The sequence below is a fragment of the Streptomyces sp. NPDC002785 genome (genome assembly GCF_040295565.1).
Lineage (GTDB): Bacteria > Actinomycetota > Actinomycetes > Streptomycetales > Streptomycetaceae > Streptomyces.
This window is the reverse complement of record NZ_JBEOVN010000294.1, coordinates 1-6,700: the sequence shown is the minus strand read 5'-3', so window position 1 is coordinate 6,700 and position 6,700 is coordinate 1. Positions and strand designations below refer to the sequence as shown.

Here is a 6,700-nt window from a genome sequence, read left to right as displayed (position 1 = left end):
AGCCCACTCCCGGGGCCCCTCGCGTGTACTGCCGGCTATCGGGCCAGCCGCTTGACCGCGGCGGCCACCCGCTCGTCCGTCGCCGTGAACGCGACGCGTACGAAGCGGTCGCCGGCCGCCCCGTAGAAGTCGCCCGGCGCCACCAGGATGCCGAGCTCCGCCAGGTACGCCACGGTCTCCCAGCACGGCTCGTCGCGCGTCGCCCACAGGTAGAGGCTCGCCTCGCTGTGCTCGATCCGGAAGCCGTGGGCCTCCAGCGCCGTGCGCAGGGCCGCGCGCCGGTCCGCGTACCTGGTCCGCTGCTCGGCGACGTGCTCGTCGTCGCCGAGCGCCGCGACGGTCGCCGCCTGGACGGGGGCCGGCGTCATCATTCCGCCGTGCCTGCGAAGCAGCAGCAGCTCGCCGAGCACGGCCGCGTCGCCCACGATGAAGGCCGCGCGGTATCCGGCCAGGTTGGAGCGCTTGGAGAGCGAGTGGACGGCGACGATGCCCTCGTACGTACCGCCGCAGACGTCCGGGTGCAGTACGGAGACGGGCTCGGCCTCCCAGCCCAGTTCCAGATAGCACTCGTCGCTGAAGACCAGGACGTCGTGCTCGCGCGCCCAGGCGACGATCCGGATCAGCTCGTCCTTGGACAGGACGCGGCCGGTCGGGTTGGACGGCGAGTTGAGCCAGAGCAGCTTCAGGCCGGCCGGGTCCAGATCCGTCGGGTCGTCGTAGACGACGGGTTCGGCGCCGCAGAGCCGGGCACCCACCTCGTACGTCGGGTAGGCGAGGCGCGGGTACGCCACCTTGTCGCCCGCGCCGAGACCGAGCTGGGTCGGCAGCCAGGCCACCAGCTCCTTGGAGCCGACGACCGGCAGGATGTTCTCGTGCGCCACCCCGGCCGCGCCGAGCCGCCGCTCCACCCAGCCGGTGATTGCGTCACGCAGCTCGGCGGTCCCCCACACCGTCGGATAGCCGGGGCTGTCCGCGGCGGCGACGAGCGCCCGCTGGATCAGCTCGGGCACCGGGTCGACGGGCGTGCCGACGGACAGGTCCACGATGCCGTCCGGGTGGGCGGCGGCCGTCGACTTGTAGGGCGCGAGCTTGTCCCAGGGGAAGGCCGGGAGACGGGAGGAGACTGCGGACACGGATCTCTGCTTTCTCGTACGGGGGTTCCGAGGGTTGCTCGGGGCGCTCGGGCGCAAAAACGCCTCGGTCCCGCACGGTGACGAGCCGTACGGGACCGGGGCGACGCACGCGCCGACCGCTGACTACTGGTTCTGCGGCGGCAGCGCAGCGATGAACGCGTGGTCGCGTTCGATCAGGCCCAGCTTGGAGGCGCCACCGGGCGACCCGAGGTCGTCGAAGAACTCGACGTTCGCCTTGTAGTAGTCCTTCCACTCCTCCGGGGTGTCGTCCTCGTAGAAGATCGCCTCGACCGGGCACACCGGCTCACAGGCTCCACAGTCGACGCATTCGTCCGGGTGGATGTACAAGGACCGCTGGCCCTCGTAGATGCAGTCGACGGGGCACTCTTCGATGCAGGCCTTGTCCTTCACGTCGACACAAGGCTGCGCGATGACGTAGGTCACGCTGTCGTTCCTCCTCGGTAGGGCGTTGGCTCTCGCGCGGGAGCGCGGCGTCGTCGATGCCCGCCCCTAGTATCTCCGTTCCCGGGCACGAACCGAACAGGAGGGGCGGACAGAGCTGTGGAATTCACCATCGGCGGACAACTCGAAGTCCGAATTACACCGGCTGACGTGGGCAAACGGGTATCAGTCCGGCGTACGGCCGAGCACGGCTCACAGGGACCGAAGTTCACCGACACGATCGGCGTTCTCACATCGTGGGACAGTGGTGTGCTGTCGATCACAACGAAGAGCGGAGACTCCGTCCGCATCGCGCAGTCGACGCTGGTGGCGGGCAAGGTCGTGCCTTCCGCCCCGGCCCGGCGGCGCGGCCCCGCGGCCTCCTTCGACGAGCTCGCACCCGTCTGCGCCCGCGCCTGGCAGCCGGTGGAGAGTGAGCCGCTGGGCGACTGGCAGCTGCGCGCCGCGCAGGGGTTCACCCGGCGCGCCAACTCCGTGCTGCCGCTCGGCGATCCGGGCCTGCCGCTCGACGAGGCGCTCGGACGCGTCCGGCAGTGGTACGGGGAGCGGGGCCTGCCCGCGTACATCCAGACCGCGACCGGCGCCGAGGGCACTCAGGAGCAGCTCTGCGCGGAGCTGGAGCAGCGCGGATGGCGGCGCGAGGTGACGACGGAGGTACGGATCGCCGCGCTGGCGCCGATCGGTGATCTGAACGCGGATGTGTCGGAGGTTCGGCTGAGCCCGGACCTCGACGAGACATGGCTCTCCCGCTATCAGCGCTTCGACACCCCGGGGCCGCACGTCCTGAAGGTGCTGCGCGGTGGTCCCTCGGTGTGGTTCGCGTCGGTGCCCGGTGACACCGAGGGCGCGGCTCCCGCGGCGATCGGGCGGTGCGTGGTGGACGGGCGGTGGGCCGGCTTCATGGCCGTCGAGGTCGATCCCGCCCACCGGCGCCGCGGGCTCGCCACCGCCGTGATGACCGCGCTCGCCCGCAAGGCCCTGGACGAGGGCGCGTCGGCGGCGTGGCTCCAGGTGGAGAAGGACAACGAGGGGGCGCGGGGGCTGTACGAGGGCATGGGGTTCGCGGTCCATCACCTGTATCACCACTTCCGGCCGGCGTGACGGAGACGGACGAGCCCGATGAATCCTCACCACCCCGAGCAGCCCGAGCGCCCCGGCATGGACGAGCTGCGCCGGCAGTTCGCCGAGGAGGCGCGCGCCGAGCGGCCGGACCTCGCGCTGCTCTGCCTGCTGCTGGGCTCGGTGGCCGACCCGGCGCTGGACGCGAACGGGATCGACGCGGCGCAGATCGAATTGGACGAGCTGGCGGGCCGGCTTCCGTACGGGATGCGGGGCGGCCGGGCCTGGGCCTCGGCGCTTGCCGATTTTCTCGGCGGACGGTGCGGTTTCGCGGGCTCGTCGGCGGACTACCAGCGGCTGGAGTCGTCGCTGCTGCACGAGGTGCTGCGCCGGCGTCGCGGGCTGCCGATCCTGCTGTCCGTGGTGTGGATCGAGGTCGCGCGGCGGGCGGGCGCCCCGGTGTACGGGGTGGCGCTGCCCGGTCACTTCGTCGTCGGGTTCGGTGATCCTTCGGAGCGGGTGCTGGCCGACCCGTTCGACGGCGGCCGGCCGATGACCGGGCAGGACGCAGAGCTGCTGGTGGCGGGGGCGACCGGGGAGCCCCTGGAGGAGTCGATGCTGGTGCCCGCGCGGCCGCTGGAGATCGTGCTGCGGATCCTGAACAACATCAGGGCGTGGGCGGCGGCCCGTCCGGAGCGGACGGATGTGGCGCTGTGGGCGGTGGACCTGTCGCTGCTGCTGCCCTCGCATCCGGCCAGGCTGCGCTACGAGCGGGCGCAGCTACTCGTACAGAGCGGGCAGTTTCTGCGCGGGGCGGCGGAGATGGAGGAGTACGCGGATGTGGTCGACAGGGTCGAACCAGAGGCCGCGGAGGCGATCCGGCGACGGGCGCGGGCGGCGCGGGCGCTGCTGAACTAGGGCGTGTTCCCGTCGTCGACGCTGCCGATCCGGTCGATCACACCGGCGGTGTGGAGCAGCCGCTCGGTCAGGCTTGCCGTACCGGCGTCGACATGCGCCTGAATTCCCGGATTCAGCGTGTGCACGAAACTCCATGTTTTCGAGATCGGTGGAAATTTCCGTCTGAATGAACATGAGAGTTCCGCGCATGATCTTCTCCTCGGCCGATCGAGTGCTGCGGGGGGGTGCAGCAGGGATCTGCCCCGCACGACTACCGATTTACCGGCCCGTCCGCCTCCCTCCCTCCGCCATCACATCCGACGGTCGAATAACAGATCGGGCATCGGCGCATCACAAGCGCCGCCAAATGGATTCAAAGGCGGCTCCGGACGGGCACTCCAGCGAGGCACCGCGCACGCACCTTCCACCGGACACACCGGGAGGACTTGCCTCAACTATGCATCCACTGCGATGCGTTGGCGTTCGCCGAGGGATCATGGCAGGCCGGGACAGCTATCGCGCCGCCGATCAGAAAATCTGGCAAACGAGTGGACCGCCGTCACCCAAACCTCACGCGGCGCCGAATGCGTGCCAACGGGTGATTATCTGTATTTCGCCACCCGAAGGGCTCACGACATGCCCCTCGTGCGGCATTTCCCGTTGGCGAAAATCCACATTTTGACTGACGGTGGATCACGTCGCTACTGCGCCACAATGAGTCGACACCCAGTCACTCTTCGCAGCCGCGGCGAAAGGAACGTGTTCAGATGCGCTCTGCCCGCACACTGTTCGCTACGGCCGCTGTCACGGCGGTCCTTGCCATTACCGGTCCCTCCGCCTACGCCATGGCCACGGCAGCGGACTCGGGACACAGCAACGGATCCCCGTCCTCTCGCGGCGACGAGCGCGGAGGGTCCGACTCCGACGAAGGTGGCCGTGGCGGCAACGACGAGGGTGGCCGCGGCGGCGACGACGAAGGCGGTCGCGGCGGCGACGAAGGTGGCCGTGGCGGCGACGAAGGTGGTCGCGGCGGCGACGACGAGGGTGGCCGCGGCGGCGACGACGAAGGCGGCCGTGGCGGCGACAAGGGCGGCCGAGGTGGCGACAAGGGCGGCCGAGGTGGCGACGAAGGCGGCCGTGGCGGCGACGAGGAAGGCGGTCGCGGCGGCGACAAGGGCGGCCGAGGCGGCGACGACGAAGGCGGCGACAAGGGCGGCCGAGGCGGCGACGACGAAGGCGGCGACAGGCCTCGCGGCGGCGTCCAAGCCGGTGGCGGCTTCATGGCCGGCGTCCTCGCCGACGACCACGGCGGCCGTGGCGGTCGCGGCGGCGACGAAGGCGGCCGAGGCGGCGACGACGAGGGTGGCCGTGGCGGCGACGACGAAGGCGGCCGCGGCGGCGACGAGGGTGGCCGTGGCGGCGACGACGAAGGCGGCCGCGGTGGCGACGAGGGTGGCCGTGGCGGCGACGACGAAGGCGGCCGCGGTGGCGACGAGGGTGGCCGTGGCGGCGACGACGAAGGCGGCCGCGGTGGCGACGAGGGTGGCCGTGGCGAGGGCAAGCCCAGCGGCGGCGTCCACACCGGTGGCGGCGGGATGGCGATGACCAACAGCAGCCTGGCCGCCGGCTCGGCGCTGCTGATCGGTGGCCTCGGCGTCGGTGCGTACAAGCTGCGCCGCCGTCAGTCGTCGGGGGGCACGATCGCCTGACCGGAGACCCAACGACTGACCGGTCGTTCATCTGTCGCGGCCGTCGTCCCTCGGGGCGGCGGCCGCGGCGGCTTCGTTTGCACACCCCTGCCCCCTGTTTCACCTACCCCGCCTCCCCCTCCGTTTCTCTCCCACCCCCTCCTCCGCAACACCGCACAACCGCACAACCGAAAGGCACGTTCCCATGGCCGCCTCGCAGTCGCCCGGCTCCACCCCATCCCGGACTGCCCCCGGAACCACGCTAGGCCGCGCCTTGATGTGGCCCGCCATGGCAGCCGGGCTCGGCATGCTCCTCATCTACAACTCCATCAACCCCTCGGTCGACGACAAGCCGCCGCCCCCGCCCGCCACCATCGTCGCGCCCGTCGTACCCGAGATTCTCGGCTCCCATGCCGCCCCCCGGCCCGTCACCCCGTCGGCGTCCGCCGTCGGCCCGGCGATGGCGCGTTCCGTCCCGACGCGGCTGCAGGTTCCGTCCCTTGCCATCAACGCACCGTTCGCCGAGCTGTCCATCGGCCCCACCGGTCAGCTGAACCCGCCGCCCCCGAACGACAGCAACCTGGTGGGCTGGTTCAAGGGCGGTGTCGCCCCCGGTGAGCGCGGTGCCTCGATCGTGGCGGGCCATGTCGACACGACGACCGGTCCTGCCGTCTTCCTCCAGCTCCAGTTCCTCAAGCCCGGTTCCACGGTCGACATCATGCGCGCCGACGGCTCGGTCGCCACGTTCAAGGTCGACTCCGTCGAGACGTTCAGCAAGGCGAAGTTCCCGGACAAGCGGGTCTACGCCGACACCCCGGACGCGCAGCTGCGCCTGATCACATGCGGAGGCCCGTACAACAGGGCAGCCAAGGACTACGAGGACAACGTGGTGGCCTTCGCCCACCTCGATTCCTCCAAGAGCGGCTGACCGGCGGTCGGCACCGCGCCGCGGCCATTCACCGGCCGGAAAGTCGTACGGGGCGGCGCGGACCGTGAGTCCGCACCGCCCCGACCGGCTTTCCGTGTACCGGAGTTGGCCGACGCGCCCGTTCTTCGTCAGCGCCGCAGGCCGTCGCCCTTGACCGCCGCGACGAACGGCGTCCAGGCCGAGGCAGCGAAGACAACGGCCGGGCCGTGCGGGTTCTTGCTGTACGGACGGGGACACAGGCGGTGCGGGAGTCGTTCTCCTCAAGGCAGTCGCCGCCGGCGCCACCGCCGTACGAGGATGTGCGCCAGGTCGCGTACGCCTCGCTGACCTCCAGGCACTCGCCGCCGCCGCTGTAGCTGGACTTGCGCCACGCGGGCAGGGACGGGTCGCCCGGGACGATGTGCCGAATCGCCGTGGAACGGGCGGCATCCGGTCACAGCACTAGTAGGGCTTTGTTAGGTACCCCGGATAATCAAGCAGGAGTAGGGTTGTGATCTTCTTTCAGGTGTGACTCCTGAGGAGATGGAAGAGGT

At 70.8% G+C, this 6,700-nt stretch carries 8 protein-coding genes; 3 read left to right on the top strand and 5 right to left on the bottom strand.

Annotation, left to right across the window (positions count from 1 at the left end; genetic code table 11):
* Positions 1 to 35: 35 nt before the first annotated feature.
* Together dapC and fdxA are read right to left on the bottom strand one after the other, a co-directional pair.
* Positions 36 to 1,133, bottom strand: a complete 1,098-nt coding sequence (gene dapC / locus ABTZ94_RS35515; RefSeq protein ID WP_351207245.1) for a succinyldiaminopimelate transaminase — start codon at positions 1,131 to 1,133, stop codon at positions 36 to 38.
* A 123-nt stretch (positions 1,134 to 1,256) separates the two neighbouring features.
* Positions 1,257 to 1,577 carry a ferredoxin gene (gene fdxA / locus ABTZ94_RS35510; RefSeq protein WP_018956287.1) on the bottom strand — a complete coding sequence of 107 codons (321 nt, stop codon included), beginning with the start codon at positions 1,575 to 1,577 and terminating at the stop codon, positions 1,257 to 1,259.
* A 117-nt stretch (positions 1,578 to 1,694) separates the two neighbouring features.
* Here fdxA and ABTZ94_RS35505 point away from each other — a divergent pair, with 117 nt between their 5' ends.
* On the top strand, positions 1,695 to 2,696 hold the full coding sequence (locus ABTZ94_RS35505; RefSeq protein ID WP_351207243.1) for a GNAT family N-acetyltransferase: 1,002 nt from the start codon (positions 1,695 to 1,697) through the stop codon (positions 2,694 to 2,696).
* Between the two features lie 18 nt (positions 2,697 to 2,714).
* The gene (locus ABTZ94_RS35500; RefSeq protein WP_351207241.1) at positions 2,715 to 3,572 is read left to right on the top strand and encodes a transglutaminase-like and tetratricopeptide repeat-containing protein; all 858 of its coding nucleotides are present in this window, start codon (positions 2,715 to 2,717) and stop codon (positions 3,570 to 3,572) included.
* Here ABTZ94_RS35500 and ABTZ94_RS35495 read toward each other — a convergent pair.
* Together ABTZ94_RS35495 and ABTZ94_RS35490 are read right to left on the bottom strand one after the other, a co-directional pair.
* Entirely contained in the window at positions 3,569 to 3,697 is a 129-nt protein-coding gene (locus ABTZ94_RS35495; RefSeq protein ID WP_351207247.1) for a hypothetical protein, read from the bottom strand. The two genes, ABTZ94_RS35500 and ABTZ94_RS35495, sit on opposite strands and share 4 nt — an antisense overlap.
* A gap of 555 nt (positions 3,698 to 4,252) precedes the next feature.
* Entirely contained in the window at positions 4,253 to 5,131 is an 879-nt protein-coding gene (locus ABTZ94_RS35490) for a hypothetical protein (RefSeq protein ID WP_351207239.1), read from the bottom strand.
* 313 nt (positions 5,132 to 5,444) lie between these two features.
* Between ABTZ94_RS35490 and ABTZ94_RS35485 the strand changes: the two genes are divergently transcribed.
* The gene (locus ABTZ94_RS35485) at positions 5,445 to 6,167 is read left to right on the top strand and encodes a class F sortase (protein ID WP_351207237.1); all 723 of its coding nucleotides are present in this window, start codon (positions 5,445 to 5,447) and stop codon (positions 6,165 to 6,167) included.
* 128 nt (positions 6,168 to 6,295) lie between these two features.
* On the opposite strand, the gene ABTZ94_RS38090 is transcribed toward ABTZ94_RS35485, so the two are convergent.
* A complete protein-coding gene (locus tag ABTZ94_RS38090; RefSeq protein ID WP_502967362.1) occupies positions 6,296 to 6,406 on the bottom strand; it encodes a DUF397 domain-containing protein in 111 nt (36 codons plus the stop codon).
* Between the last annotated feature and the right edge of the window lie 294 nt (positions 6,407 to 6,700).